The sequence below is a fragment of the Marinospirillum perlucidum genome (genome assembly GCF_003336805.1).
Taxonomy (GTDB): Bacteria; Pseudomonadota; Gammaproteobacteria; order Pseudomonadales; family Halomonadaceae; genus Marinospirillum; species Marinospirillum perlucidum.
Genome location: NZ_QFWJ01000003.1, coordinates 175,822 through 202,353 on the forward strand (window position 1 = coordinate 175,822; position 26,532 = coordinate 202,353).

Consider the following 26,532-nt stretch of genomic DNA (forward strand, 5'->3'; position numbering starts at 1 on the left):
TACCATTATCTTGAGTAGGTTGGAGACTTAGATGAGTTTTGCAGATCATTGGCTACTTCCCGATGGCATGGATGAGGTTCTTCCGCCCCAGGCCCGCCAGATAGAAAGCCTGCGCCGGCGTCTGCTGGACCAGTTTCATGCCTGGGGCTATGAGCTGGTTCTGCCACCCAAGGTGGAATTTCTGGAATCTCTGCTGACCGGTGCTGGCCATGATCTGGAACTCCAGACCTTCAAGGTGACCGATCAGTTGAGTGGTCGCATGATGGGCGTCAGCGCTGATGTAACTCCTCAGGTGGCGCGCATGGATGCTCACTCCATGCGTACCGAGGGTGTCACCCGCTTTTGCTATTCCACCGAAGTGCTGAGAACGCGTCCGGAAAATCTGCTGGGTTCACGTTCGCCCATTCAGTTGGGTGCCGAGCTGTTCGGTCATGCCGGTACCCAGAGTGATCTGGAAATTCTCTGCCTGATGACGGAAAGCCTGCTGGCTGCCGGTGCTACGGATCTGTGTCTGGACCTGGGGCATGTGGGTATCTATCGTGCTCTGCTGGAAGCTGTTGATCTGGATGCCGAAACTGAAGAGAAACTCTTTGATTTACTGCAGCACAAGCGCCTGGGTGAACTGGATGCTCTTTTTGCCGGGCAAGAAGGACAGGAAGTAGACTGGTTGAAAAAACTGGCTCACTTGAATGGCGGAGTGGAAGTCCTCGAAAGGGCGGCAACCGAATTACAGGCGGCACCAGCAGGTGTCCAGCAAGCCTTGGCTGAATTGCGCGAGCTGTCCCAGGCCCTGCAAAGCATCTACCCTCAAGTTAATCTTTACTTGGATCTGTCGGAATTGCGGGGTTACCACTATCATACCGGTTTGGTCTTTGCGGCCTATGTGCCCCAGTTGGGCCAGGCTTTGGCCAAGGGTGGCCGCTATGATGAAATTGGCGGTGTTTTTGGTCGAGCCCGTCCAGCGACAGGCTTTTCTACCGATCTGAAGGTTCTTGCCGGTCTGACTCAAGAAGCAGCCGCACCAGAATTGATTGCGGCACCGTCCGGCTGTCAAAGGGATGCCCAGGGACGCGAACTCCTGCAGCAGCTTCGCGCCCAGGGTAAAAGAGTTATCCTGGATCTGGAGGGTGCCAAGTTGCCTGCCAGAGTGACTCAACGCATCGAATATCAGCAGGGACAGTGGCTGCTGGTCAAGGCTTAAGTAAGTCGTTTAAATCAAGTTATAGAGAGCTGAACATGGGTAATAATGTTGTTGTTCTGGGTACCCAGTGGGGTGATGAAGGCAAGGGCAAGGTTGTCGACCTCCTGACTGAAGAAACCGAAGCGGTCGTTCGCTTTCAGGGTGGGCACAATGCCGGTCATACCCTAGTGGTGAATGGTGAAAAAACCGCCCTGCATCTGATTCCCTCCGGTATTCTGCGGGAAAAGGTTACCTGCGTAATCGGTAATGGTGTGGTTCTGGCACCGGATGCCCTGATCAAGGAAATCCAGATGCTGGAAAAGCGAGGCGTGCCCGTACGTGATCGCCTCAAGCTGTCTGCTGCCTGTCCCTTGATTCTGCCCTACCACGTGCGTCTGGATCTGGCGCGCGAAAAAGCCCGCGGTGAAGCAAAAATCGGTACTACGGGTCGGGGTATCGGTCCAGCCTATGAAGATAAGGTGGCTCGTCGCGGTTTGCGCCTGGGTGATCTTCTGCACCGTGAGCGTTTCGCTGCCAAGCTGGGCGAAGTCCTCAACTACCATAACTTTGTTCTCCAGAATTACTTCAAGGAAGAGCCGGTCGACTTTCAACAAATCATGGAGCAGTGCCTGGCCTACGCCGAGGAACTACGCCCCATGATCACGGATACTACCGCCTATCTGCATAAGCTGCGTGCGGAAGGTGCCAATATCATGTTTGAAGGGGCCCAGGGTTCGCTACTGGATATCGACCATGGTACCTATCCCTTTGTAACCAGCTCCAACACCACGGCTGGGGGTACGGCGACAGGTTCGGGCTTTGGTCCTCTCTACCTGGATTATATTCTGGGTATTACCAAGGCTTACACCACTCGAGTCGGCTCGGGCCCCATGCCCACTGAACTCTTTGATGCCGATGGCGAGCATCTGGCGGAAAAAGGTCATGAGTTTGGGACTACGACCGGACGTGCCCGCCGCTGCGGTTGGTTTGATGCCGTAGCCCTGCGCTATGCCGTGCAAATCAACTCGGTTACCGGTGTTTGCCTGACCAAACTGGATGTTCTGGATGGTCTGGATGGGCTCAAGGTTTGTATTGCTTACAAGGACAAGGATGGCAATGAAATCTCCAGCCCAGTTGATGCAGAAGGTTTTGCAGCAGTTGCACCTGTCTACAAGGAATTGCCCGGTTGGAGTGAATCCACTGTCGGTGTCAAAAAGCTGGAAGATCTGCCTGCCAACGCACGCAGCTATATCAGCTACCTGGAAGAGCAGATTGGTGTGCCCATCGATATCATTTCCACCGGCCCGGATCGTGAAGAAACCATCGTTCTTCGTGATCCTTTCAAGGTCTAACCTGGTGTAAATCCTTGCGCCTGGAGCTGATTCCGGGCGTAAATCGCCTTCCCGGTCTGACGCAGAAATCTCGGTCAGACCGGACCCTCTCACTACCTACCCGCTTTGATGTTGATGGCGATCCGGTGAACTGGATTCTATGAGCAGCCTGCAGCAAGATAAATCCTTTGATGGTTTGGCCGAAAAATTCGCCCGTAATATCTATGGCACTGCTAAAGGGCGTCTACGTCTGAAGGTCATACGCGATCGGATGTTGGCAGAGCTGCCTGTGGAGACATCCAGGCTCCAAGTGTTGGATGCCGGGGGTGGCTTGGGACAGATCAGTGCCTGGTTGGCTCGCAAGGGTCATGAAGTACTCCTGGCGGAACCCTCTGAAGAAATGCGCACCTTTGCAGCACGTCGGCTGCACAGAGCTGGCGTGACGCCTCTGGCAGCAAGTATTCAGGAATTGCCGGACCGCTTGCCTGCTGATCAGCAGGATTTTGATCTGGTGGTTTGTCATGCTGTTCTGGAATGGCTGTATCAACCCTATGCTGCTCTGGAGCAGTTGATAACAAGAATCCGGCCTGGCGGTTATCTGTCGCTGATGTTTTTCAATGCGGATGCCCTGCTTTTGACCAATGTCTTGCGAGGTAACTGGCAAAGAGCTTTACAGGGGCAACTGCAGGGTAAGGGAAAGGGCAGCCGCTTGACGCCGATCTCACCCTTGCCCCCAGAGGCCGTGATAGATAGGTTGCAACAGGCAGGTCTGGATATACTTGGAGTGAGCGGTATCCGTGTCTTTAATGATTACCTGCGGCGGGAGTTGCCGCCTGAGGCCCGCCAGGAGCGTCTTTTGCAATTGGAAAAACGTTACTGTCAGGTGGAACCCTTTTGGCGGCTAGGACGCTATTTGCTGGTACACGCCCAGCGTCCTTGAACTTAACTGTCCTTATTGGGGTGAGTGAGGCCGGTATAAATGATATCCAGGAGGTCGGGACCTTCATCCTCCTCGCAGCAGATATTAACATGGCGGTTCAGCATCAAGCCTCCACCGACCTGCAGAACCGGGTTATCCACACCCACCAGGCGCATATCTTCCCGCAGCTGTTTGATGAGTCCACGCATTTGCAAAGGGTCGGGGAAATCCAGGCCCAGGTCTTCCAGGTAGCTGCGCAGGCTGTCATTAGGCAGGGCCACCAGGGGCTCCTGCTGAAGAAGCCGCTGCAGTATCACTGCAGATAACTGATCGATTTCCACTCGTACTGCACCCCGGTTCAAGGCAGGCGGGTGAAGGCTGAGTAGAATGCTTGCATCATGCATGGGCTGTTATTCCGTTACTATTCGTTACCAGTTGTTAAGAGTACAAAATTTAGCCTTCAGCTAAAAGGATTAATTCCTGAGTTTACTCCTTAGTGACCAGGATTTCTGTGCCAGGGTTCAAGTCTTTGTAAAGTGTGTATCCAGAGTCGCAAAAAAGCTATAATTAGCGGCAAACAGAAGTAGCCTGGGCTGAAATGCTGGATGACCAGTTGCTGGTCAGCGGCTTGACCTGAAGATCCTCCGGTAGGAGGTTGAGGCTCTAGCTCCGGCTTTTCTGCAAAATTATTTGATCCTGATTGCTTTTCTCTGCAAGTTCCAGCTAGTAGTACTCTAAACCGGGTTGAATACCTGGCTTTTCTGCTTTTACAGCAGGCTGGAAATCGGCTATTGGCGCAGCCTAGCAGTCAGGACGCCAGTCATTCGCTCTCAGAACCAAGTCTTAAACGGGATTTCCATGACCAGCAAGCCTGAAGCTTCACTCGACAAGACCTATCAACCGGCCGACATTGAAAAACGTTGGGCCAAGGAGTGGGAAGAAAAGGGGTATTTTCGTCCCCGTGGTGAGGGTGCGCCCTACAGCATCATGATTCCGCCGCCCAATGTGACCGGCAGTCTGCACATGGGCCATGCCTTCCAGGATTCCATCATGGATACCCTGACGCGCTGGCAGCGAATGCAGCAGAAGAACACCCTCTGGCAGGTAGGTACTGACCATGCGGGTATTGCCACCCAGATGCTGGTGGAGCGCAAACTGGCTGCTGAAGAAGGCAAAAGCCGCCACGACCTGGGGCGTGAAAACTTTCTGGAAAAAGTCTGGGAATGGAAAGAGCAATCCGGTGGCACCATTACCCGTCAGCTGCGCCGCCTGGGTGCATCCGTCGACTGGGATCGTGAACGCTTCACCATGGATTCCGGTTTTTACAAGGCCGTTCAGGAAGTCTTTATTCGCCTTTACGATGAAGGCCTGATTTATCGCGGTAAGCGCTTGGTTAACTGGGACCCTAAATTGCATACCGCCATTTCCGATCTGGAAGTGGAAAACAAAGACCAGAAAGGAAAGTTCTGGCATTTCCGCTACCCCCTGGCCGATGGCGTTAAAACACCTGAGGGCAAGGATTATCTGGTGGTGGCGACCACCCGCCCGGAAACCCTGCTGGGTGATACCTGTGTCGCTGTTAACCCCAAGGATGAGCGCTATGCCTCGCTGGTGGGCAAGGACATCATTTTACCGCTGGTCGGGCGGCGCATTCCGGTCGTTGCCGATGATCATGCCGATATGGACAAGGGTTCGGGCTGTGTAAAAATCACGCCGGCACATGACTTTAATGACTATCAGGTGGGTAAACGCCATAACCAGCCACTGATCAACGTCATGACCATCGATGCCGCCATCCGAGATCAAGCGGAAGTTTATAATCTGGATGGTACGCCCAATGAAGCCATCGATCCTACGCTGCCGGAACTCTTCAAAGGGCTGGATCGCTTTGAAGCCCGCAAGAAGCTGGTAGCGGAGATGGAGGCGCTGGGCCTGCTGGAGGACATCGAAGAAATCAACAACACCCTGCCCTATGGGGATCGTTCCGGTGTTGTCATCGAGCCGCTTTTGACTGATCAATGGTTTGTCAAAATTGCTCCTCTGGCTGAACCTGCGATTCAGGCCGTGGAAAAAGGCGAGATTGAATTTGTCCCCAAACAGTACGAGAACATGTATTTTGCCTGGATGCGGGATATCCAGGACTGGTGTATCTCCCGCCAGCTCTGGTGGGGGCATCGAATTCCGGCCTGGTACGACGAAGTCGGCAATATCTATGTCGGTCAGAGCGAAGAAGCCGTTCGCCAGAAATACAATCTAGGTACTGAGGTTAGCCTGGAGCAGGACACCGACGTTCTGGATACCTGGTTCAGTTCCGGACTGTGGACTTTCGGTACCCTGGGCTGGCCGGAAGAAACCGAAGAACTGAAAACCTTCCACCCGACCGATGTACTGGTTACCGGTTTTGACATCATTTTCTTCTGGGTAGCGCGCATGATCATGCTGACCCTGAAGTTCACGGATCAGGTGCCTTTCAAAACGGTTTATGTCACCGGCCTGATTCGCGATGACAATGGTCAGAAGATGTCCAAATCCAAGGGTAATGTTCTGGATCCTTTGGACATGATCGATGGCATCGATCTTGAAAACCTGCTGCAAAAACGCACCAGCGGCTTGATGCAGCCCCAGCTGGCAGACAAGATTGCCAAGCAGACCAAAAAAGCCTTTCCCGAAGGCATCGGTGCGCATGGTACTGATGCGCTAAGGTTTACCCTGCTGGCCATGGCGACAACCGGCCGGGATATCAACTGGGACATGAAACGCCTGGAAGGCTATCGCAATTTCTGTAACAAGCTTTGGAATGCCGCTCGTTATGTACTTAGCAACACTGAAGGCGAGGATTGTGGTGTTCAGGGTGAGCCGGTAGAGCTGACCCTGGCGGACCGCTGGATTATCTCCAGGCTGCAGCAGACAGAAGCGGAAGTAACCCGCCATCTGGGCAACTACCGCTTTGATCTGGCAGCCAATGCCTTCTATGAGTTTGTCTGGAACGATTATTGTGATTGGTATCTGGAACTCTCCAAGCCGGTACTCTGGAAAGAAGATGCCCACCCTGAAGAGTTGCGAGGCACTCGCCGCACCCTGGTTCGGGTTCTGGAAGCCATCCTGCGTCTGGGCCATCCGATGATTCCCTTTATTACCGAGGAAATCTGGCAGCGGGTTAAACCTCTGGCTGGCGTGGAAGGTGATAGCCTGATGCTGGCTGAATGGCCCGAAGCAGCCAAGGATCAGATCGATGATCAAGCCATTGCTGACTTGGAATGGGTGAAAGGGGTCATCCTGGCCGTCAGGAACCTGCGTGCTGAAATGAACCTGCCACCCGGTAAGCTTCTGCCCTTGCTGCTGGACAAGGCGTCACCGGAAGATCAGCGTCGCCTGCAAGAGAACCGTATCTTCCTGCAAAAGCTGGCCAAGCTGGAAAATCTGCAGCTAGTGGGTGAGGAAGGTCTCCCCATGACAGCCATGCAGCTGGTTGGTCAAATGGAAGTTCATTTGCCTTTGGCCGGTTTGATCGACAAGGAAGCTGAAATCGCCCGCCTGGATAAGGAAATTGAACGTCTGCAAAAAGATATGCAGCGTACTGCTGGTAAGTTGAAAAATGAAAGCTTTATCAGCAAGGCTCCTGCAGCCGTAGTGGAGAAGGAAAAAGCCAAGTTGGCGGATGCTGAAGCGGCATGTGAACAGTTGAAGAAACAGCAGCAGGAACTGCAAAAGCTGTGATCGACAGGACTGAAACACCGCAACAGCATAGTCTGGTGGAAGATGGTCTGGCCCTGATTACGGCCACGCCCCTCGTGGCCTTGGGGATTACCCTCTACAGTGAAGCCGAGCTGTTGACGGGCAGTACTGCGGGTCTGGCATTTCTGATCAAGTACATGAGTGGATGGGGTTTTGGCCCCATCTTCTTTCTACTTAATCTGCCTTTCTACCTACTGGCTTTCTTGCGCATGGGGTGGAAATTCACCTTGAGAACCTTTATGGCGGTGGGCCTGGTTTCGGTGTTTGCAGAATGGACGCCCTACTGGATAGATTTCAGTCGAGTCGAAGCTGTCTATGCTGCTCTGTTGGGCGGCATGTGCATGGGCCTGGGCATTCTTATGCTTTTTCGCCATAGGGCCAGCCTGGGCGGGGTCAATATTCTTGCCCTTTACCTGCAGGACAAGTTTTCCATTCGTGCGGGTAAATTCCAGATGGGTGTAGACCTCTGTATTGTTCTGGGCGCTTTTTTTGTTCTGCCTCCTGACAAGGTGCTGTTGTCCATTTTGGGTGCAGGCATGCTCAATCTGATTCTGACCCTTAACCACAAGCCCGGACGTTATCAGGGGGTTAGTTAAGTTTCCCCTGCAGGGTTTACTAAGCGGCACTCAGATTTTGCTTAGCTTCATCCCTCCAGTCCCAGTTTGTCTGGCAAGGGTTAGTTAACGATTCTTGCCAGCATTCATTTGAATATTAAGGCTGGTTTTAATGGCCAGAGGTTCTTTGGATGCTGGAGGTGCAGCAGGAACCTCTTTTTCTATCCCGGTGATAAAAACCTCGACTTCTTCACTAGCCTGTAGTTCTGACGGTAGAGTCAAACGTAGTTCTCCATCAACCGGTTTTGCAGTCAAGCGCACCGTTTTCATATTGACCTCCTTATAAACAATAAAAAACCCCCGCTCTTGTGAACGAGGGTTTATCAGCTTGCATAAGCAGACTGGCTTAGGCCAGTAGTAACTTAGAAAGCGTAGCGAGCTTGCAGACGTACAGTCATGTCGCCATCGGAATTGCCACCACTTCCAAGCAGGGGGCCACCAGAAGACGCATCTGCTGATACGGTACCTACTTCAGCACCCCATTCCAAACCAACTGGAGTAGTGTAGATGGCGTTTACGAACAGAGCGGTGTAGTCTGAATCGTCAGCATCCATCATCGCTTGCTCAACAACCAGGTTGGCGCGAACAGTTTCTGTTGCACGGAACTGAGCGGAACCTGTTACCCACATGTCATCAACATCTTGGGTAAAGGCTGCTTTAACAGTTGCAGGGCCAGCAGGGACAGCAACACTACCAGTAATACGGGTTTCGGTAGTGGCGGCAGCGCCGTTACCAATTGCATAGTTTTGTGCAGCGGCGAATACACCAATGCCACCAAAGTTGCCGTTAAAGTTAACCGTGATATCTGGCATCATTTCTGCGTCGGATGAGCCGCGGTCTTCAAGAGAAACACCTACAGACATGCCATCAGCCAGAGTGAAGGTTTTACCCAGAACTGGGTTACGATTCGTGGCGGCACTTCTTACGGCGTTGCCGTTATGGTCGATAGTTTCACCCAGACCATTCAGGTTGGAGAAGAAAGACCAAGTGTAACCAGCTGTCCAACCATCATACTTGATGACGGCATGGCGCAGGCGGTACCCAGGGGAGCTTCCTGTTGGTGTTCCACGGAAATCATTTTCATAGAAAATGGTGATGTCGCCAGCATCTGTTTTCTTGGTGTGAGTGAAGTTCAGACGAGAAACACCCAACTCCATACCATGGTCATCTTCCGTGGTGTCAGCATCGTACATGCCAAATACGTGTTGAGCTTGAACAAAACCACCAACTTTAAAGGTTTGTTCATCGTTATCAACGATAGTTGCAGCATTGGCAGAGGAGGCTACAGCAAGGGCGAGAGGCAGGGCAACGGTGCCCGCGAGAGCATGACGCAATTTCATAGCGTTTGTACCTTCTTATTTGTTGTTAGATCGAAATCACTTTCGTTTCAGGTTCAAGGGGCGGCGGGGTGTTCCCTGACCGCTGAGTGCAGACTCTCATGGTTTTTTATGCTTTGTCAATGGCTTCTCTGTACAGGTTTAGACCAAAGTTCAAAGCAATGAAAAAAACTTATAAAAACTTGATCTGCATCGTCTTCTTGCCCCTTGAGTAGAAAGATTTAAGCTGATAGTGCTTTAGTAACCATTTCGTAAAGATCTGGACTCAAATCTTGTTTATGGATGCGCTCAAGCTGCTCTTTCATCTTGTCTTTACGATAGTCATCCAGTTTCTGGAAGCGCGTTAGGGGCAAGACCAGTCGTGATGCAATCTGAGGATTGAGACTGTTCAGTTGGATCACTGCATCAGCTAGCAACTGGTAGCCTGCACCATCGCGGCGGTGGAAGTTGTGACGGTTTTGGCCGGCAAAAGCACCCAGGACCGCTCTGATTTTGTTGGGATTTTTCATGGAAAATGCCGGGTGCTCGAGGAGTGCCTGAACTCGCTGAAGGGCATCCGGATGCGGGCGGGTGACCTGAATACTGAACCAGGTATCCATCACCAGCGGGTCGTGAGCCCACTGACGGGCAAACTGCGCCAGAGCGGCTTCGCCTTGATTGGCTTCCTGGGCATGAACCAGGCAGGTCAGGGCAGCCTGTTGATCGGTCATATTATCGGCGTGCTGGAACTGTTTTTCGGCCAGTTGCAGGGCTTCATCCGTATCGGTCACGACCAGGAGGCTGAGGCAGGTGTTTTTTAGCCTTCTAGCCGCAGCTTCTTTGGCATCGGCAGACCAGGGCTTCTGCTGGTTAAAAGCCTTGTAGAGGCGTAGTAAATCCGGATAAAGGGCCGTTGCCAGGGTTTTGCGGGCATAATCGCGAGCTGTGTGGATGGCATCGATATCCACTTGGTCATACTGTTCGGCAATATAGGCTTCCGAGGGGAGCTGTAACAGTTCGGCCAGCATTTGTGGGTCTTCGGGTTCACCTTCCAGGAGTTTTTGCCAGGAAGCGATCAGCTCCGCATCCAGGACCAGATCACGGCCTTCCTGCTGGGCAGCCACGAGCTCCTGGAGGGCTTGCAGGGCCAGACGCTGTCCAGCATCCCAGCGATTAAAACCATCAGGGTCTTGTTGCAGAAGGAAAGCCAGATCCTGGCGGCTGTAGTCATAGTCCAGCTTGACCGGAGCCGAGAAGCCTCTGAGCAATGAAGGCAGGGGTTCGTCTTCCAGGTGATGGAAGGTCCAGCTTTGTTCCGCTTCTTTTAAATGCAGAACCGTTTCAACCCCCAGGTGCTGGCCATCCACTTCCAAAGGCAGAGGCTGTCCACCTGGGCCGACCAGCCCCATCTTGATAGGAATTAACAGGGGTTGCTTGTCAGCCTGACCCGGTGTCGGAGGCGTTTCCTGTTTGAGGGTCAGTGTCCAGGTCTTCTCGGCAGCATTGTAATCACCTTTTGCCGTAACTCTGGGGGTTCCGGCCTGACTGTACCAGAGCAGAAATTGGTCCAGGTTCAGGCCGGAAACCTCAGCCATGCACTGGACAAAATCCTCGACCGTGACGGCTTGACCATCAAAGCGTTCAAAATAGAGGTCACTGCCCTTGCGGAAGGCATCCCAGCCGAGCAGTTCAGACAGCATGCGTACAATTTCCGAGCCCTTTTCGTAGACGGTTAGGGTGTAAAAATTATTGATTTCGATGTAGCTGTCAGGTCTTACCGGATGCGCGGTAGGGCTGGCATCCTCGGCAAATTGAGCAGTGCGCAGCAGGCCGACATTTTGAATGCGCTCCACTGCGGGGGAGTGCTGATCGGCACTGAACTGCTGATCACGGAAAACGGTAAACCCTTCTTTCAAGGAGAGCTGAAACCAGTCCCTGCAGGTCACACGATTGCCCGACCAGTTATGAAAATACTCGTGCGCGACCACGCTTTCTACCCGATGAAAGGCGGCATCCGTTTCACTTTTGGGGTCAGCTAGCACACAGGCTGAATTAAAAATGTTGAGCCCCTTGTTTTCCATCGCCCCCATATTAAAGTCGTTGACCGCCACGATCATGTAGATATCCAGGTCGTATTCACGACCATAGGTGGCTTCATCCCAACGCATGGCGTTTTTAAGCGAGGCCAGGGCATGATCGCACTTATGCAGGTTTTCCTTTTCCACCCAGATTTCCAGTGCGACTTGACGACCGGATGCCGTGTTGAAGGTGTCTTTAACTGCGTGGAGATCCCCTGCGACCAAAGCAAAGAGGTAGCTGGGTTTGGGAAAGGGGTCTTCCCAGGTGACATAATGCCTGCCCTGGTCCAAATCCCCTTTTTCGGTAGGATTGCCATTGGAGAGTAGAACCGGGAATTGAGTTTTGTCCGCTTCGATGCGGGTCGTGAAAGGTGCCAACACATCAGGACGATCCGGATACCAGGTGATGCGACGGAAACCCTCGGCTTCGCATTGGGTGCAGAAGTTACCACTGGATAGATAGAGACCTTCCAGGGCCGTGTTGTTTTCCGGATTGATTTCAACCTGGGTTTCCAGAACAAAGTTATCCGGCACCCCGGCCAGTTTCAGGGTGTCAGCCTGGATGGCATAGCCTTCTTCTCCCAGAGGTTGGTCATCGAGTTTAATGGATAGCAGCTTCAGCTCCTGGCCTTTGAGTTCCAACGGTGCCTGGGGATCCGGGTAAACCGGATTACGGCTCAGGTATAAACGGCTTGTAACCACGGTGTTCTGTGGTTCTAGGCGAAAATCGAGTTCGACCTTTTTGACCAAAAAGGCCGGGGGTAAATAATCCTTCAGGTAAATAGTCTGGGGGGAAGCGTTCGGAGACGTGTTGGAAACTGCCTGATTCATCCTGATAAGCCTCGAAAAGGTAAAAAAAGGGTGTTATTTTTAACTCAGTGTAACTTAACAGGAGAATTCCATGTCAGAAAAGTACCGTTTGGTGACCCGCAGCGATTTTGATGGTTTGGTTTGCGCGGCTCTCTTGAAGCACCTGGATCTAATTGACGATATCCAGTTTGTGCATCCCAAGGACATGCAGGACGGTAAAATTGAAATTGGTGCCGGGGATATCACCACCAACCTGCCCTACGTACCTGGCTGCCATCTGGCATTTGACCATCACCTGAGTGAAACCCTGCGCAATGAAGATCGGGCGGATAACCATATTATTGATCCTGATGCACCTTCGGCGGCTCGTGTGGTTTGGGATTATTACGGTGGCCATGATGCCTTCCCGGCGCGCTGGGATGACATGATGGAAGCTGTGGACAAGGGGGATTCGGCGCAGTTTACCGAAGATGAGGTTTTGAATCCCGAAGGCTGGGTACTGCTCAACTTTATTATGGATGCGCGTACTGGCCTGGGGCGCTTCCGTGAATTCCGCATTTCCAACTATCAATTGATGATGCAGTTGATTGATTACTGCCGTAATCACTCGATCGAGGAAATTCTGGAGTTACCCGACGTCAAGGAGCGTACCCAGCTGTATTTTGAACATGACAGCAAGGCTCGCCAACAGATTCAGAAGTGTGCCCAGGTGCACGGTAATCTGGTGGTTCTGGATCTGCGCGAGCAGGACACCATCTATGCCACCAACCGTTTCACCCTCTATGCGCTCTACCCCAACTGCAATATCTCCATCCATGTGATGTGGGGCCTGAAAAAGCAGAATACGGTTTTTGCAGTGGGCAAATCCATCCTCAACCGTAGCTCCAACACCAATGTGGGCGAGCTGTGTCTAAAATACAATGGCGGCGGCCACCTGAATGCAGGCACCTGTCAGGTTGATAATGATCAGGCAGAAAAAGTTCTGAATGAACTCATTACCAAAATCAACCAGGATGGTTAATCTGAGGTTTCTTAAAGGATCCGGGCAGGGTTCTTCGCAACCCTGCCGTTTTAATCGAGAGCTTCAACCAAAACAAAAACTTCAGGGTCGGCTGCACGGCCCATAAACCTGACCCCTCGAACCCTCACTTGGCGCGTCAGCGTCATTTCTTCTGTGACCAGTTGCATGGAATAATGGCCACCATCCAGCTGATCCAGCTGTACCTGATCACTGCGAATGGCAACGGCCTGGCTGCGAGCCAGTTGCAGGAGCGCGTTGCGCAGAGCATATTCAATTCTGAGTGATATCAGGTTGTGGGACAGAATGCCGGAAAAGTGGCCGATGGCCAGCTTCTCACCCGGGCTGGCCAGGTTCTCATGCCAACGGCTGTTGACCGGCTCAAGTCCCAAATCCGGGTTGGTAACGCCGAGAAGTTCAACTCGCCCGTAGAGGGTGTCTTCCAGGCGGCAGGCATTGGTGAGCACTAGGGCTTGTTGATCATTGGTTTCGGCAAATTCGATTTGGGTGTTCTGGCGTTCCCGCAAATAGACTTGCAGGTTGGTCGCACTACCGGAGCGAGTTGTGAGCTGGGTTCTTTCTGAAGCCAAGCGCACCCCGTGAGTGGTTTTTAGCTGTTTCAGTGCATTTTCAAACAGGTAACGATACTGTTCGCTGGCATTAGCCGCCAATTGACTGACGGTGACAGCTGCCAGATATTCGCCCTGATTATCTTCACACAGCCAGGCTGGCGAACAATTTTGGGGTTCACAGCTGGCCGGAGAACAACCCGATTTTACCCAGCGATCTGCTTGTGGATTGGCTAGATAGGCATAGCTGTAATGGCGGCCCTGGTGAGTCCAGGTTGGAGCTAGACCCAGATTTCTGCCTCCCAGAGTGACCCGGCTTTGACTGAAATCCAGTTGATCGAGATTGTTGGTCGGCAGGTTCAAGGCTTCGGCCAAAGAAGTGACGGCCTGACGGCGACTTAGCACTAGTGTATCGCTGCTACCGAACTCGCTGGTGATGGCAAAGACACCCTGAGCATTTTCGCCATAGGGTGTCGATAGCCAACAGGGTTCCAGGGCGTAATGGCCTTGTAGCGAGGGTGTATCCTTGACCTTGGCATTAATACAGCCGGTCAGCAGGCTGGCCGTCAGTAACAAGGCCAATCCCTGAACTAAGTTCCGCATGGTTTTTCCTTTCTTGTGCTGGCCTCCTGGGCCCAGTAAGCCGTAATTTTACCTGCAAAAAAGGCTAAAACCATGCTTCTTTGGGGGAAATACCAAAACTATGACTGGGAGCTTAATAGTTGAGGGGAACTCAAAAAGCCCGGAGGCTTGTGGTGAGTTTGTAGCAATAAAAAACCGGGAGTCAGGCTCCCGGTTTTTTGCAGAGGCAGGGGGTCATTCGTTTTCTTCTTCGTATTCACTGTCGTCATAATGATGGTGGCGTCCCTGAGGAAAGCCTTGAGCATTCAACTCATGGCTGCCTTTTACCTCACCTTCGGCATTCATGATTTCTACCTGGTAACCACCTTCTTCCAATTCGGTCACCTGTGCGCTGGAACCGGAGCCGTACATCATCAAAGCACGAGCTTCAGCCAGGGTAGTGATTTCTTCCGCTGTCAGGGGATCAGAATTTCTCTGGGTTGGTTGGCCTTCTCGCCCAGGCCCCCGGTGATGACGGTATTCACCTTCACCATGATGATGGCCGCCTTGCTGATGGTGACCACCTCGACGATCACAATCGCCATCAACAAAATGTGGGCCAGCCCAAGCCAGAGTAAGAGCAGTGTGGCCAACCAGTAGAGCTGCAACTAAAGCCAGTAGTAGCTTCTTCATAGGACTTCTCCGTTAGATCAGATTACATCGAACCCGTTATTGCGATTGCTCACCGCCTTTTTACGGGACTGTTTAGCATTAAAACGCCTGGATGTCGCTGGACTATGTCAGCCAATAAAAAAATTGTCGCAAAAGGTAGCAGCCGAGAATCTAGTGACATTTTGTGAAACTTTTACTGGCTTCAGGTTTTATACTGGGCAAAAGTTGTCAGGAAAGTCGTTATGTCTCTAAGTGCACATATTTTAGTTGTTGACGATCATCAGGACATTCGTGAACTTCTGGCCAGATATCTGCAAAAACAGGGTATGCAGGTGAGCCTGGCTTCTTCCAGCGAAGAAGTACGTCAACGTATTTCTACCTTGGCACCTGATCTGGTATTGCTGGATATCATGATGCCGGGTGAAGACGGTTTGAGCTGTTGCCGTTTTTTGCGTGAACACTTCCCCCAGATTCCCATTATTCTTTTGACGGCGCTAGGTGAAGATATGGATCGGGTGGTGGGATTGGAAATGGGGGCCGATGATTATGTCACCAAACCTTTCAATCCCAGGGAGTTACTCGCAAGAATCAAGGCAGTACTCAGACGTAGCCAGACACTGCCGCCTTTAGGTGAACTTCAGTCTGAGCAACGACTGGCTTTTGGCGAATGGGTGCTAGATAGTGATCGCCGTGCGCTCTTGACCAATGAAGGCGTAGAACTGCCCTTATCTACCGCTGAGTTTCGGCTTCTTCAGGTGTTTTTAAAGCATCCCCGCCGGGTCCTGAGTCGTGATCAGCTGCTGGATTTAACGGCAGGACGTGAAGCTCAGGCATATGATCGTGCGATCGATAATCAGGTCAGTCGTCTGAGACGTAAAATTGAAAAGGATTCCCGTCACCCCCAGTTGATCAAAACCGTTTGGGGTGGTGGTTATCAGTTTAATGCCGATGTCGAGGCGTTATCTCCCGGTAGTCGCCTATGAGAAAACTGAATCTCTTACCTCAAAGGCTGCTGGGGCGCCTGCTGCTCTGGGTTCTTCTGGCCGTTTTTCTGGGCCAGGTGATCAGTTTCTGGATTCTTGCGGATGAGCGTCGTCAGCGTTTGCATGAAGCCGGTCAGGAGTTGCTGATGCAGCGTCTGGTAACGATCTGGGAACTGGTCGAAGAGTTGCCAGCAAGCAGTCATGGCAATCTTCTTGAAGCCATGGCTGCACCCGGACAGAAATTTACTTTGACGCAGGAGCCAGTGGTTCTCCCCGGCCAATCAGCTACCGGTTGGGAGCTGGCACTGCGCCAGGCTCTGCCTCAGCCTGTGCCCCCCTCTGGGTTTCAACTGGTTTATCCGGATCATCCCCGATGTGAACGCGATCAGGATGAATATCGGCGGGAAGAGGAGGAGCATCGTTGGGAAAAAGAGGAGTATGACCACCACGAGCGACATCGGCGGCGTTTTTGTCTTCCAAGACTGAAAGCCAGTTTGCAGACCCCTTCCGGCCCTTGGTTGAATTTGGAATTGGTTGCCCCTCCTCAGGGTCCGCCCTGGTCATCAAGAGTCTGGTTGAGCCTGGTGGTTACGGCAGTTCTGGTTGCGTTGGCGGTTATTATCTCTGTCGGTCGCCTGATTCAGCCGCTTAAAAAACTCAGTGAGGCTGCGCGTAGCTTTGCTCGGGGACAGCCCCGCCCAATCAAGCCCAGTGGTCCTCGTGATCTGCAGGAGGTGATCCAAGCTTTTAACAGTATGCAGGAACAGGTCGGTCAACAGTTGGAAGAAAGAGCGCGGCTGCTGGCTGCTCTTTCTCATGACCTGCGTACGCCGATTACCCATATGCGTTTACGCGTTGAGCTGCTGCCGGATGGCCAGGATCGAGACAAATTGCTGGCCAGCTTGGAGGCCATGCAGCAATTGAGTGAGACAACCCTGGATTTTGTTCGGGGTAGTAATCATGAAGCCAAGAAACCGGTGGATATCCAGGCTCTCCTGCAAAGTCTTTGTGATGATTATGCTGACCAGGGACAGGCTGTTGACTACCGGGGTGGGCCAGGCCTGATTATTCCTATACGTACTCAGGCTTTGCGTCGTGCTCTGCAGAATTTAATTGATAATGCCTTGAAGTATGGTCAGCGAGCCAAAGTGATGCTGGAAGTGGATAAGCTGGAGGTGAAAATTACTATCACCGATGAGGGCCCGGGGATTCCAGAGAAAGAACGGGAAAAGGTCTTTCAACCCTTTTACCGCCTGGAAGCTTCACGTTCTGAAACGACCGGAGGTTCGGGATTAGGTCTGGCGATCGCCCGCAGTCTGATTCAGCAACAGGGCGGGCAATTGACGCTGGATTCCAGGCCAGATGGAAATACAGGCCTGGTTGCTAGCATTCAGTTACCGCGAAAACCCGATCAGTCCTAATACGGCAAGCAGGGATTAGCGGTAAAGATCTCCTGCAGCTTCAGGTTGATAAAGCAGCTCCTCAACCTTGAGCGCTGCATCCTTGCCGTTGGGCAGCTGCCAGTGTACTTCCTGGCCGACCCTTGCGCCTAGCAGGGCTGCTCCCAGAGGAGCCAGCACCGAGAGTTGATCGGTGGCCTGGGGATTAAGGTTGTGCGGGTACACCAACTCTTTTTCCAGCAGGATGTCAGCCTTCAGATCGCGAAACCTGACTCGGCTGTGCATGCTGACCAGGTCAGCAGGAATCTCGGCCGGGTCGGCTACATCCGCTGCATCCAGGCGCTCACTCAATGCCTGGGCAACAGCCTGTTTGGCATACTCAGGGCGATCCAGAAGTTTTTCCAGACGCGCGTGATCCAGTTCGTTCAGCAGCAAGTGAAGTTGTGCAATCATAATTTCTACCTTCCATTAAAAAAAACACACCCCCGCAGCCGTAACTGCGGGGGTGTGTTTCATTGATCATATTTAACGGCAGATTAACGATTAATAGCTTTGTCCGCAACCCTTATAAGTCTGGCCCTGAAAACTGATTTCCACCCGGTGCTGGAAGGGTTCGCCAGAGTTCACATCGATACAGATACGATTATCGACTTGGTAGGTAACTGTCTCGTTTTCAGGTGTCTGGGCCTGGTAGCGGCGGGTGATTAAATCCTGGTGGGTTTGTTCGATATTGGTCAACTGGTGTTTTTCAGTACCGTAATTAAACGTTAATTGACCGCTGCCTGCCTGGCGCACTTCCAGCGACCAGCCTGGATAGGCTCCTCTTGCCCTGAGGGTAATGGCTTCAGGTGAGGCATTGCCGGGTAGCGAGTCGGGTTTATCCAGCTCACCGGCCTGACCGGATTCCTTTAGTTGGCATTGCATCCAGGTTTTTTCCGGGGTTTCTACCCGGGCACGTTCGCCCTGAGTCCAGAAGCTGGTTTGCTGCTCGGCGTTGCGAAACAGTTGACCCGAGGCCGCCCGGCTGCGACCCAGTTGCAGCCAGGAATCACTAGCGGGCAGTTGCAACCAGAGATAGGAATCGACCTGGCGGGTTTCCATCAGTTCCTGATCTTCACACTGCCACAGGTGAGCTTGAGTGGCATCGTTCAGTTGCGGTGTCAGGAAACTGCAACCGGTCAGTCCCAGGACCGGTTGCAGCAGGATCAAGCCTTTAATCCAGTTTCGACAGGTCACGCACGGCACCCTTGTCAGCAGAGGTGGCGAGAAGGGCATAGGCTTTCAGGGCAGCAGAAACACGGCGCTCACGTTTCTTGGCCGGTTTCCAGCCCTTGGCATCCTGTTCGCTACGGCGCTGAGCCAGCTCTTCATCGCTAAGCTCTACCTGGATGCGACGGTTGGGGATGTCGATCAGTATGGGATCGCCGTCCTGAACCAGACCGATGGTGCCGCCAGCTGCTGCTTCCGGTGAGGCATGGCCGATGGAAAGGCCGGAGGTGCCACCAGAAAAGCGGCCGTCGGTTAGCAGTGCACAGGCTTTGCCCAGACCCTTGGATTTCAGGTAGCTGGTGGGGTAGAGCATTTCCTGCATGCCGGGGCCACCCTTGGGGCCTTCATAGCGAACGATCACGACATCGCCTTCCTTGACCTTGCCTTCCAGAATATTGGCTACGGCTTCATCTTGGGATTCAGTGACATGGGCCTTGCCACGGAAAACCAGAAGTTCATCTTCGACGCCAGCCGTTTTAACAACACAGCCATCTTCAGCCAGGTTGCCATAAAGAACGGCGAGGCCACCTTCCTGGGAAAAAGCATGGTCGAGACTACGGATACAACCGTTTTCACGATCGGCATCTAGATTATTCCAGCGCGTGGACTGGCTGAAAGCCTGTTGAGTGGGTATGCCTGCTGGCCCGGCACGATAAAACTTGATGACTTCCTCAGAGGGGTTGCGCAGGATATCCCACTCTTCCAGGGCCGCAGCCAGGGTATCGGAATGCACCGTGGCCAGTTGGTTGTTGAGTACCCCGGCTCGGTCCAGTTCACCCAGGAGCCCAAAGATGCCGCCAGCTCGATGGACATCTTCGATATGGTATTTTTGGGTATTGGGGGCCACCTTGCAAAGCTGGGGGACCTGTTTGGAAAGACGATCAATATCACTGAGATCGAAATCCACTTCGGCTTCCTGGGCCAGGGCCAGAAGGTGAAGAATGGTATTGGTTGACCCCCCCATAGCAATATCCAGGGCCATAGCATTGGTGAAAGCGCCCTGGTTGGCAATGGAGCGGGGCAGAACCGAGTAATCATCTTCTTCGTAGTGGCGCTTGGCCAAGGCGACAATGCGCTCACCCGCTTCTTCAAAGAGCCTGCGGCGATCAGCATGGGTGGCCAGCAGAGTGCCGTTACCCGGCAGAGAAAGACCCAGAGCCTCAGTCAGGCAGTTCATGGAGTTAGCCGTGAACATGCCGGAACAGGAACCGCAGGTGGGACAAGCTGAGCGTTCGTATTCAGCCACCGTATCATCACTGGCGTCGGAAGCAGCAATGACCATGGCGTCCACCAGGTCCAGACCATGCTCGGATAGCTTGGTTTTGCCAGCTTCCATGGGGCCGCCGGAGACAAAAATGACCGGAATGTTCAGACGCATGGCGGCCATCAGCATGCCCGGAGTAATCTTGTCGCAATTGGAGATACAAACCAGGGCATCAGCACAGTGGGCGTTGACCATGTACTCAACCGAGTCAGCAATCAGGTCGCGACTGGGCAGGGAATAGAGCATGCCGTCATGGCCCATGGCAATACCATCATCAACCGCGATGGTGTTGAATTCCTTAGCCACACCACCTGCCTTTTCGATTTCCCGGGCGACCAATTGTCCCATATCCTTCAGGTGAACATGGCCGGGGACAAACTGGGTAAATGAATTGGCTACCGCGATGATAGGTTTCTGAAAATCATCATCCTTCATACCAGTGGCACGCCAGAGGGCGCGTGCACCAGCCATGTTACGACCTGCGGTGGTAGTACGGGAACGATACGTGGGCATGACCTGACCTCTTGTGTATTTCTTGTCGATAGGCTTCATTCTACAGGGATGTGGGGCGCAGGATAAGAGGTTGCGAGTGTCGATTGAATAAATACTGTTTCGTTAATAAAAATTACATATTGCTTTTGAATCCAAAAAAACAATTTTTTTACTTGTTTTGATTGTGTAATTAAAACTTGAAAAAACAATAACTCCTGTGTTCTATTATCATATGACTTGTTAGGAAGTCATTTTGGAAAAAACTTCATGAGGATAGTGACAATGAAAAAGATTCTTGCTGCAGGTGCTCTGGCCCTGACCATGCCTTTTGCTGCTCAGGCAGCTCCTACTGACGCTGGTTGTGGTCTGGGTAGTGTTCTTCTGGCTGACCAGGACGACACCCTGGTAATGAACGTTCTGGCCGTTACCCTGAACTCCACTTCTGGTAACCAGACTTTCGGTATGACCACTGGTACCCTGAACTGCAGCCAGAGCAATTCTCTGTTGGCTGTTCAGACTTACATCGACGACAACATGGACTCTCTGGCGATGGACGCTGCCCGTGGTGAAGGTGAGTCTCTGGAAACCCTGGCTAGCGTTTGGGGTGTTGAAGAAGCTGACAAGGCTGACTTCATCCAGGCCACTCAGGCTAACTTCGCTGAAATCTTCTCTTCTGAAGATGTAACTTCCGATGAGGTTCTGAGCAACCTGAATCGTGTAGTTTCCGAAGACGAACAACTGGCTGCCTACACTCTGGGCTAAGCTTTTGTTGTTTTAATTCAATGCTGCTGGCATTTTTGCTGGCAGCATTTTTTTTGCTGACAGGTTTATTTGGTGCGCTCCTTCCCTCGATTTATCTTTCTTCTTTTCTTGTTTGTTTCCAGTAAAAGTCTGGCTGTCACGGAGGAATCCCTGGCTGAACTGAGCCAGACCAATGGCTGGCTACGTCTTTTGCATTACTCTTCTTCTTACGGTTTCAGCAGCAGCCAAATTGATCAGCCCGACTTTTTCTTGAGTCCAGCGGGAAATGCAGATCCTCTCGAAGAAATGCAAGCAACCTGGCAGGCTTTGCAAGTAGCCTTGGCAGCTGAGCCTCTTCTTCCTGAAGATGAAGATGTGCGCTGTACCTACCCTGCCCGTATTGCTTATCTAAGCAGAAAACTGCAACTGAACCTTCCGGCTCGTTCCTGTCCTGAGCTGGATGAATGGATGCAGCAGTTGGATGCGGGCAGTCTGTCAATGATTTTTCCTGCTGCCTACATGAACAATGCTTCTTCCATGTTTGGGCATACGCTCTTGCGAATTGATGCCCAAGACCGGGAAAGAAATCCTGATTTAGTCGCCTGGGCGGTCAATTTTGCTGCCGAAGTGGATGCTGAGGATGGCGGTGCAGCCTATGCCATCAAGGGCATGCTGGGTTTTTATCCGGGCTACTTTAACCTTATTCCCTATTATGAAAAGGTCAATGAATACAGTCAGCTGGAAAGTAGGGATATGTGGGAATACCCCTTACAGCTGAATGATCGGGAACTGCAGCGAGTTATCTGGCACCTCTGGGAGTTGGATCATGTGCGTTTCGATTACTGGTTTTTTGATGAAAACTGCTCTTACCAGCTATTAGCATTACTGTCGGTTTCCCGTGATGACCTTCACTTGACCCGTGGTTTTGATATCAAGGCGTTACCTGTAGACACTCTGAGAGCCTTGGATGAAGTCGGCCTTTTAAGTGACGAGGGGAATTATCGTCCATCTTTTGCGACTCGCCTAGAAAACCAGAGCAGCCAATTGAATGACCAAGAGGTGGCCCTTGCCCGTGAGTTGGTGTTTGCTCAGGTAGACCCTCAGCAGCTCGATCTGGAGCCGGGACTCAACGCTGCTGGTATTTATGAATTTGCAGCAGAATGGCTCAACTTTCGTTTTCGTCACCAGGGGCTTTCCCGGGACCAGGCCGCGCCCCAGATTCATCGTTTATTGTTAGCCAGGGCTCGTTTACAAGCCCGTGCTGATTTTCAGCCACCTAGCGTGCCCGAAACGCCGCCGCATAAGGGGCACGCAACGGCTCGTTGGGGTTTAGGCGGCGGCCAGCATGAAGGAGAAAACTTCCTGACGCTGGAAGCTCGACCATCCTACCATTCGCGGTTTGACGATCTGGGCGGTTACCTGCCCAATGCTGAAATCAACCTGCTTGATCTGCAGCTGCGTTACTACCAGGAGCAGGGAAAGCTGGAACCCTGGCGACTGACGATTTTGGAAATTGGCAACTATTTGCCCTCTTCCCCGGTTTTTGATCTTGCTGCCTGGAAAGTTAAAACAGAAGTGGAGCGGGTTGAACCTCTAGCTTCCAGTCGTGATGCCTGGCGGTCGCGACTGGAGGGGGGATACGGGCGAGCCTGGGGCGATGGCCGGGATCTGATGATCTTCGCTTTTGCCCGAGCAGAACTGGAAGCGGGTCCTGCCGCTGCTTATCTGGCTGAAGAGATAGAAGAAGACTGGAATTTGGGCGTGGGTGCCCACTCGGGTTTGGTGTGGTCGCCCTGGTCACCTTTGCGTCTGGGGCTGGATGTCAGTGCAACCCAGCTGGTTGCGGGTAATCCTGGAACCCGCATTGAAGGCGAGATAACCGGTCAGTGGAACCTGGATTCAAAGCATTCGCTGAGACTGGGGCTCAGCGGTGAGCAACGCGATGACGAGACCTGGGAAGCCAGTTTGACATGGTTAAGATTTTTCTAAGAAGCACTCTCGTTGTATTTCTGGGTCTAAGTCTGACCGCTTGCGGGCATCTGTTTTATTGGCCCGAAAAAGGCCTGCGAGGGACTCCGGACGAGCTAAATCTGCCCTATCAGGATGTTTATTTGCAAACCGATCGAGGCTTGCAACTGCATGGTTGGTGGTTGGAGGCCCGACTGGAATCCGGTCAGCAAGAAGAAGGCATTATCTATTTCCTGCACGGAAATGCAGAAAATATCAGTACCCATTTTTTTGCACTCAACTGGATGACCAAACAGGGGTGGCATCTTTTTGTACTGGATTATCGCGGTTATGGGCTATCTGAAGGTACGCCAGATATCCAAGGGGTCCACCAGGACGCGTATCAGGGTTTGAAATGGGCTGTTCAGGAATCACAGCGTCGGGAATTGCCGCTAGTCGTCGTGGGGCAAAGTATTGGTGGCGTCACAGCGCTTACCTTGATGTCTTTAGCCGAAGAGGCCAAGCAAGTTGATGCCTTGGTAGTGGATAGTGCTTTTTCCGGCTACCAGCGGATTGCCCGTGAAAAAATGTCGGAAAGTTGGCTGCTCTGGGCTTTTCAATACCCCTTTTCCTGGCTGGTGACCGATGATTACAGCCCTGAACGTCACTTGGGGCAGTTGCCGGAGGGTTTGCCAGTGCTCTACCTCCATAGCTGTGCCGATCAGATCATTCCCTGCTCTAACAGTCAGCGTCTCTATCAACAAACTCGAGACCCCAGCTACTATTGGCAAGACGAAGAGGCTCGGCATATTCAAATGCTCAGACACAGAAACTGGCGCAGTCGTCTGCTGGAATGGCTGGATTTACAGCTTCAATGAATTGATATCTAATATTTTGAGTTCTTGATGTGGATCATGGACTTTAAAGACGCATCTTGAAGGAGTTTTCTTGCAAGGTATTCTAGTTGGCCAGTTTTGACAATAAATATTAAAGGAGATGTGATGAAAACTATCAAGTTCACTAGTTTGCTGTTTCTTGTAGGTCTGCTTTCTGCATGTGCAACTATCCTGGGAGGTAGCCAGGAGAAAGTAACCTTTAACTCCACGCCGACAGGTGCTGAGATTTATATTAATGGTGAATACCGAGGCGCTACTCCCTTGACCATCAATCTGGAAAAGAAAGTTTACACGGTCGAAGTTAAAAAAGAAGGTTATATTACTCAAGAAATACGAACCACTACCGGATTGAACCCGGTTATTACTGGTAATGTCGTAACCGGCGGTGTGCCGGGAACCGTCACCGATGTAGTCACAACTGCTGCATTTAAATTCGATCAGAATCAATGGATCATCAATCTACAGGAAGAAGGTTCTGCAGCCGAAAATGAAGTGGCTCTGAGTGATGAACAGGTAAAGTAATTTACTACATATTGCAGAACTCTTTTTTAATAAAGCAGCAAGCGCTTAGTGGGGAAGGTGAATATCTGGATGCTCTGGCTGTTGTCTTGGGGCGAAGGCTGTCAGTAGAAACTCTTGTTGAGCTTTTAAAAAGCCATCCTGATAATTTCAACTTTGCCCTAAGTTTTCTGGAATATGTAGATTGATCATTAATTAAGGACGTCAAGATGTCTAAAAGGATTAAACTAAAGGTGTCATTGATTGGAATGATGCTTTTTACCGCTTCTTTTTTAGTTCCTGCAATGGCGAATGCTGCCAATGAACGCACCAGTTATGCAGGCCTAACCTTTCATCAAATCGATTATTCTGAAGATAATGGGCTTTGGGATAGTTTGAACAGAAAAGAAGATTCAACCAGCAGTTGGGGGGTTATTTTTGGTAGTCGTCGCGGGAAGTTTTTGGGCACCGAACTGGCCTACCATGATCTGGGTAGCTATGATGCAGGTTCTTCCGGTGAAATCTCAGCAGCCAATTTTTCCTATGCCCTGACTCTTAGCTTACCCTTGGATGTGGTTGAGCCCTATCTGCTGGGTGGTTTTGGCTTCGGTATGGTGAGCTATGATGTTGGTAGCTGGAATGATTCCGGCTCCGGCTTTAGCACCCGTCTGGGTTTGGGTCTGAGAATTCCCCTGGGTGAACGTTTCAATTTGTCCTTGTTCACTGAGAAGGTCAGATTTGATATTGAACTAGAGAGCAGTAGCTGGAGCAGTACGACAACTACCCATGAGCAGGAGTTCAGCTTAACGGGCCTAGCCCTTGAGTATCGTTACTAGTCGTTGAGCTGTGGCACTGAAAACCGCCTTCTCTTTATGAGCTTGGCGGTTTTTTTATGTGTTCAATGATGTCTAACCCAGTTTTTTGTAGAAAACCCTGGAGTTTCTCTGCCAGTTATAGAGGTTACGCCGGGCAGCGGGGAGGTGTTCTACATCGGCTGGCAGGAAGCCTCTTTCCAGAAACCAGTGAGCAGTATGCGTGGTGAGTACAAAGAGTTCGTGAATCCCTTGACTCAAGGCCTGCTTCTGCAAGCTTTCCAACAGGCGATCACCTCTTTGTCCCTGACGGTAGGCGGGATCAACCACCACACAAGCCAGTTCACCTTGCTGTTGTTCGGGGTAGGGGTAGAGGGCGGCACAGCCGATAATGCTGCCATCCAGGTCAATGACCGTAAAACGCTCGATTTCCGCTTCCAAGAGTTCGCGCGAACGGCGAACAAGAATCCCATTTTCTTCCAATGGCTGGAGTAGCGCCAGAAGACCACCAACATCTTCAATTCTTGCCTGGCGCAGGTTTTCGTAGCGCTGTTGGGTGATCAGGGTGCCATCACCGTCGCGGGTAAAGAGTTCCTGTAACAGGGCACCACTACGCTCATAACTCAGTAGGTGGGCACGAGGAACACCTTTGCGGCAGGCGCTACAGGCGGCCTGAAGATGGCGCTGCAGCATTGAGCTGGGCTGCATCTCATCCAGCCAGCTGCGCGCTTCTTCCGGACTCAGATCACGAATCAGCTCACCTTGAGGATTCTTCAGGCCTTCGCTGTCACCAAAAAGGATCAGCTTGTCTGCTCTTAATTGTATGGCCGCTTCTCTGGCGACCTCTTCAGCATCCAGATCAAAGGTTTCACCGGTAGCGGAGTAGCCCAGAGGAGGCAGCAAAACCAGTGCACCCTGGTCGAGCAGGCTGGTTATGCTCTTGCTATGAATGCGACGAACCTGCCCGGAATACTGGAAGTCTACACCTTCCCTGATTCCCAGGGGTCTGGCCGTGACCAGGTTGCCACTGAGCACTTTGAGCCCGGCACCCTGCATGGGTGAATTGGCCAAACCCATGGAAAGGCGAGCTTCGAGCTCACAGCGTAGAGCCCCTGCTGAGGTAAGCAAGACTTGCAGGCGCTTGTTGTCAACCAGCAAGCGGCCCTGATGTTCCTGCCAGTCGAGCTGCAGGCGTTCAAAGCCTTCTTTTAACTGGGGGCGAATTCCATAGGTGATGACCAGGCGGATACCCAGGGAGCTGAGCAGTGCCAGATCAGCAATGAGTTCGTTTAACTGCTTGCAGCGCAGGGCTTCGCCATCCAGATGGATGACGAAGGTACGCCCGCGGTGGGCATTGATGTAGGGCGAGGCATGGCGGAACCAGTATACGGACTGGTCAAAACTGGTCGCTGACAAGGCTTTGCTCA

General features: G+C 52.1%; 23 protein-coding genes. 13 read left to right on the forward strand and 10 right to left on the reverse strand.

Annotated elements, in window-relative coordinates:
* Nucleotides 1-31: 31 nt before the first annotated feature.
* From DFK18_RS05675 to DFK18_RS05685, 3 genes are all read left to right on the forward strand, one after another.
* Complete coding sequence (locus DFK18_RS05675; protein WP_114417272.1) at nt 32-1,201, forward strand: ATP phosphoribosyltransferase regulatory subunit; 1,170 nt, start codon at nt 32-34, stop codon at nt 1,199-1,201.
* 35 nt (nt 1,202-1,236) lie between these two features.
* Nucleotides 1,237-2,532 (forward strand): adenylosuccinate synthase, encoded by a 1,296-nt coding sequence (locus tag DFK18_RS05680; protein WP_114417273.1) that lies wholly within the window; start codon nt 1,237-1,239, stop codon nt 2,530-2,532.
* Nucleotides 2,533-2,671: 139 nt separating this feature from the next.
* Entirely contained in the window at nt 2,672-3,451 is a 780-nt protein-coding gene (locus DFK18_RS05685) for a methyltransferase domain-containing protein (RefSeq protein WP_114417274.1), read from the forward strand.
* Between the two features lie 2 nt (nt 3,452-3,453).
* Here the strand turns inward: DFK18_RS05685 and DFK18_RS05690 are convergent, their stop codons facing one another.
* Nucleotides 3,454-3,834 carry a hypothetical protein gene (locus tag DFK18_RS05690; protein WP_114417275.1) on the reverse strand — a complete coding sequence of 127 codons (381 nt, stop codon included), beginning with the start codon at nt 3,832-3,834 and terminating at the stop codon, nt 3,454-3,456.
* Nucleotides 3,835-4,288: 454 nt separating this feature from the next.
* On the opposite strand from DFK18_RS05690, the gene DFK18_RS05695 reads away from it, so the two are divergent.
* Nucleotides 4,289-7,147 (forward strand): valine--tRNA ligase, encoded by a 2,859-nt coding sequence (locus tag DFK18_RS05695; protein ID WP_114417276.1) that lies wholly within the window; start codon nt 4,289-4,291, stop codon nt 7,145-7,147.
* On the forward strand, nt 7,147-7,761 hold the full coding sequence (locus DFK18_RS05700; protein WP_425451589.1) for a YitT family protein: 615 nt from the start codon (nt 7,147-7,149) through the stop codon (nt 7,759-7,761). Before DFK18_RS05695 ends, DFK18_RS05700 begins: the two co-directional genes overlap by 1 nt.
* A gap of 84 nt (nt 7,762-7,845) precedes the next feature.
* Here the strand turns inward: DFK18_RS05700 and DFK18_RS05705 are convergent, their stop codons facing one another.
* The 3 genes from DFK18_RS05705 to pepN form a co-directional block, all read right to left on the reverse strand.
* On the reverse strand, nt 7,846-8,049 hold the full coding sequence (locus DFK18_RS05705; RefSeq protein WP_114417278.1) for a hypothetical protein: 204 nt from the start codon (nt 8,047-8,049) through the stop codon (nt 7,846-7,848).
* Nucleotides 8,050-8,141: 92 nt separating this feature from the next.
* Nucleotides 8,142-9,119, reverse strand: coding sequence for a hypothetical protein (locus tag DFK18_RS05710; protein WP_114417279.1), 978 nt, complete (start codon nt 9,117-9,119; stop codon nt 8,142-8,144).
* A 218-nt stretch (nt 9,120-9,337) separates the two neighbouring features.
* Entirely contained in the window at nt 9,338-12,004 is a 2,667-nt protein-coding gene (gene pepN, locus DFK18_RS05715) for an aminopeptidase N (protein WP_114417280.1), read from the reverse strand.
* A gap of 70 nt (nt 12,005-12,074) precedes the next feature.
* Between pepN and DFK18_RS05720 the strand changes: the two genes are divergently transcribed.
* The gene (locus tag DFK18_RS05720) at nt 12,075-13,004 is read left to right on the forward strand and encodes a DHH family phosphoesterase (protein WP_114417281.1); all 930 of its coding nucleotides are present in this window, start codon (nt 12,075-12,077) and stop codon (nt 13,002-13,004) included.
* A gap of 50 nt (nt 13,005-13,054) precedes the next feature.
* Here DFK18_RS05720 and DFK18_RS05725 read toward each other — a convergent pair whose 3' ends face one another.
* Both DFK18_RS05725 and DFK18_RS05730 read right to left on the reverse strand, forming a co-directional pair.
* The gene (locus DFK18_RS05725; protein ID WP_114417282.1) at nt 13,055-14,173 is read right to left on the reverse strand and encodes a hypothetical protein; all 1,119 of its coding nucleotides are present in this window, start codon (nt 14,171-14,173) and stop codon (nt 13,055-13,057) included.
* A gap of 213 nt (nt 14,174-14,386) precedes the next feature.
* Nucleotides 14,387-14,824, reverse strand: a complete 438-nt coding sequence (locus tag DFK18_RS05730; RefSeq protein WP_114417283.1) for a hypothetical protein — start codon at nt 14,822-14,824, stop codon at nt 14,387-14,389.
* 221 nt (nt 14,825-15,045) lie between these two features.
* On the opposite strand from DFK18_RS05730, the gene DFK18_RS05735 reads away from it, so the two are divergent.
* Together DFK18_RS05735 and DFK18_RS05740 are read left to right on the forward strand one after the other, a co-directional pair.
* Entirely contained in the window at nt 15,046-15,786 is a 741-nt protein-coding gene (locus DFK18_RS05735) for a response regulator (protein WP_114417284.1), read from the forward strand.
* A complete protein-coding gene (locus DFK18_RS05740; protein WP_114417285.1) occupies nt 15,783-17,207 on the forward strand; it encodes an ATP-binding protein in 1,425 nt (474 codons plus the stop codon). Before DFK18_RS05735 ends, DFK18_RS05740 begins: the two co-directional genes overlap by 4 nt.
* 15 nt (nt 17,208-17,222) lie before the next feature.
* Here DFK18_RS05740 and rnk read toward each other — a convergent pair whose 3' ends face one another.
* From rnk to ilvD, 3 genes are all read right to left on the reverse strand, one after another.
* Nucleotides 17,223-17,639, reverse strand: a complete 417-nt coding sequence (gene rnk / locus DFK18_RS05745) for a nucleoside diphosphate kinase regulator (RefSeq protein WP_218563906.1) — start codon at nt 17,637-17,639, stop codon at nt 17,223-17,225.
* A gap of 90 nt (nt 17,640-17,729) precedes the next feature.
* The gene (locus DFK18_RS05750; protein WP_162299702.1) at nt 17,730-18,422 is read right to left on the reverse strand and encodes an MliC family protein; all 693 of its coding nucleotides are present in this window, start codon (nt 18,420-18,422) and stop codon (nt 17,730-17,732) included.
* Nucleotides 18,400-20,232 (reverse strand): dihydroxy-acid dehydratase, encoded by a 1,833-nt coding sequence (ilvD, locus tag DFK18_RS05755; RefSeq protein ID WP_114417287.1) that lies wholly within the window; start codon nt 20,230-20,232, stop codon nt 18,400-18,402. The genes DFK18_RS05750 and ilvD overlap by 23 nt, the downstream gene beginning before the upstream one ends.
* Before the next feature lie 261 nt (nt 20,233-20,493).
* On the opposite strand from ilvD, the gene DFK18_RS05760 reads away from it, so the two are divergent.
* The 5 genes from DFK18_RS05760 to DFK18_RS05780 all read left to right on the forward strand — a co-directional run bounded on the left by DFK18_RS05760 (nt 20,494) and on the right by DFK18_RS05780 (nt 25,129).
* A complete protein-coding gene (locus tag DFK18_RS05760) occupies nt 20,494-20,973 on the forward strand; it encodes a DUF3015 family protein (RefSeq protein ID WP_114417288.1) in 480 nt (159 codons plus the stop codon).
* 72 nt (nt 20,974-21,045) lie between these two features.
* Nucleotides 21,046-22,941: an Lnb N-terminal periplasmic domain-containing protein gene (locus tag DFK18_RS05765; RefSeq protein WP_114417289.1), complete on the forward strand. Its 1,896-nt coding sequence runs from the start codon at nt 21,046-21,048 to the stop codon at nt 22,939-22,941.
* The gene (locus DFK18_RS05770) at nt 22,923-23,777 is read left to right on the forward strand and encodes an alpha/beta hydrolase (RefSeq protein WP_114417290.1); all 855 of its coding nucleotides are present in this window, start codon (nt 22,923-22,925) and stop codon (nt 23,775-23,777) included. Before DFK18_RS05765 ends, DFK18_RS05770 begins: the two co-directional genes overlap by 19 nt.
* Before the next feature lie 123 nt (nt 23,778-23,900).
* Nucleotides 23,901-24,317 (forward strand): PEGA domain-containing protein, encoded by a 417-nt coding sequence (locus DFK18_RS05775; protein ID WP_114417291.1) that lies wholly within the window; start codon nt 23,901-23,903, stop codon nt 24,315-24,317.
* A 248-nt stretch (nt 24,318-24,565) separates the two neighbouring features.
* Nucleotides 24,566-25,129, forward strand: coding sequence for an outer membrane beta-barrel protein (locus DFK18_RS05780; protein ID WP_281269764.1), 564 nt, complete (start codon nt 24,566-24,568; stop codon nt 25,127-25,129).
* Between the two features lie 72 nt (nt 25,130-25,201).
* Here the strand turns inward: DFK18_RS05780 and argA are convergent, their stop codons facing one another.
* The gene (gene argA / locus DFK18_RS05785; protein ID WP_114417545.1) at nt 25,202-26,521 is read right to left on the reverse strand and encodes an amino-acid N-acetyltransferase; all 1,320 of its coding nucleotides are present in this window, start codon (nt 26,519-26,521) and stop codon (nt 25,202-25,204) included.
* Nucleotides 26,522-26,532 lie beyond the last annotated feature (11 nt).

Coding starts and splice junctions, on each gene's coding strand:
- DFK18_RS05690 (WP_114417275.1), bottom strand. CDS start 3,834: ATGCATGATGCAAGCATTCTACTCAGCCTTCACCCGCCTGCCTTGAAC.
- DFK18_RS05705 (WP_114417278.1), bottom strand. CDS start 8,049: ATGAAAACGGTGCGCTTGACTGCAAAACCGGTTGATGGAGAACTACGT.
- DFK18_RS05775 (WP_114417291.1), top strand. CDS start 23,901: ATGAAAACTATCAAGTTCACTAGTTTGCTGTTTCTTGTAGGTCTGCTT.
- ilvD (WP_114417287.1), bottom strand. CDS start 20,232: ATGCCCACGTATCGTTCCCGTACTACCACCGCAGGTCGTAACATGGCT.
- DFK18_RS05780 (WP_281269764.1), top strand. CDS start 24,566: ATGCTTTTTACCGCTTCTTTTTTAGTTCCTGCAATGGCGAATGCTGCC.
- DFK18_RS05730 (WP_114417283.1), bottom strand. CDS start 14,824: ATGAAGAAGCTACTACTGGCTTTAGTTGCAGCTCTACTGGTTGGCCAC.
- DFK18_RS05685 (WP_114417274.1), top strand. CDS start 2,672: ATGAGCAGCCTGCAGCAAGATAAATCCTTTGATGGTTTGGCCGAAAAA.
- DFK18_RS05725 (WP_114417282.1), bottom strand. CDS start 14,173: ATGCGGAACTTAGTTCAGGGATTGGCCTTGTTACTGACGGCCAGCCTG.
- pepN (WP_114417280.1), bottom strand. CDS start 12,004: ATGAATCAGGCAGTTTCCAACACGTCTCCGAACGCTTCCCCCCAGACT.
- DFK18_RS05760 (WP_114417288.1), top strand. CDS start 20,494: ATGAAAAAGATTCTTGCTGCAGGTGCTCTGGCCCTGACCATGCCTTTT.
- DFK18_RS05680 (WP_114417273.1), top strand. CDS start 1,237: ATGGGTAATAATGTTGTTGTTCTGGGTACCCAGTGGGGTGATGAAGGC.
- DFK18_RS05740 (WP_114417285.1), top strand. CDS start 15,783: ATGAGAAAACTGAATCTCTTACCTCAAAGGCTGCTGGGGCGCCTGCTG.
- DFK18_RS05695 (WP_114417276.1), top strand. CDS start 4,289: ATGACCAGCAAGCCTGAAGCTTCACTCGACAAGACCTATCAACCGGCC.
- rnk (WP_218563906.1), bottom strand. CDS start 17,639: ATGATTGCACAACTTCACTTGCTGCTGAACGAACTGGATCACGCGCGT.
- DFK18_RS05675 (WP_114417272.1), top strand. CDS start 32: ATGAGTTTTGCAGATCATTGGCTACTTCCCGATGGCATGGATGAGGTT.
- DFK18_RS05735 (WP_114417284.1), top strand. CDS start 15,046: ATGTCTCTAAGTGCACATATTTTAGTTGTTGACGATCATCAGGACATT.
- DFK18_RS05710 (WP_114417279.1), bottom strand. CDS start 9,119: ATGAAATTGCGTCATGCTCTCGCGGGCACCGTTGCCCTGCCTCTCGCC.
- DFK18_RS05720 (WP_114417281.1), top strand. CDS start 12,075: ATGTCAGAAAAGTACCGTTTGGTGACCCGCAGCGATTTTGATGGTTTG.
- DFK18_RS05770 (WP_114417290.1), top strand. CDS start 22,923: ATGGTTAAGATTTTTCTAAGAAGCACTCTCGTTGTATTTCTGGGTCTA.